Origin of the sequence: Algoriphagus chordae, from assembly GCF_003254055.1 — a bacterium.
GTDB lineage: Bacteria > Bacteroidota > Bacteroidia > Cytophagales > Cyclobacteriaceae > Algoriphagus > Algoriphagus chordae.
This window is the reverse complement of sequence record NZ_QKZT01000014.1, coordinates 1-458: the sequence shown is the minus strand read 5'-3', so window position 1 is coordinate 458 and position 458 is coordinate 1. Positions and strand designations below refer to the sequence as shown.

Genomic DNA, 458 nt, shown 5'->3' with positions numbered 1-458 from the left:
GCTGTGATTTCCCTAGGAAAGTAACATTTTGAAAGCAATTCACAACTAGAGTGGTCATATTATTACTCTTGGATATTCCGGAGCATGCTGACCCCTCCAATCCGGAATGTTTTCAAGTAGTGAAAGTGCCTTTACAGGCTGGATTCGACTGACATTCCGGCGCATGTTGACCCCTTTAAGATAGATTTTCGGTGATATTCCGGAGCATATTGACCCCCTAAGGTTGATATTCCGGAGGATGTTGACCCCTCTGATCGATGGTTTTGGTTTTTTAGCGGACATTTTCGATAACCGCTAACTATAATCCAATGGCTGGAAAACCTAAACCTATGAGTCAGATAAAACAAATGATCATACTTAACAGGCAGGGAAAGGGAGTCAAGACAATCGCCCGTATGCTGGATATCAGTAAGAATACCGTCAAGACTTACCTCTTTAAGCTCGACAAACTGCTAACA

1 protein-coding gene is annotated in these 458 nt (G+C 42.6%); it reads left to right on the top strand.

Features of this window, described 5'->3' with window-relative positions; translation table 11 throughout:
• Positions 1-308: 308 nt before the first annotated feature.
• The coding region (locus LV85_RS14910) for a helix-turn-helix domain-containing protein (RefSeq protein WP_146260485.1) at positions 309-458 on the top strand (150 nt) is incomplete at its 3' end.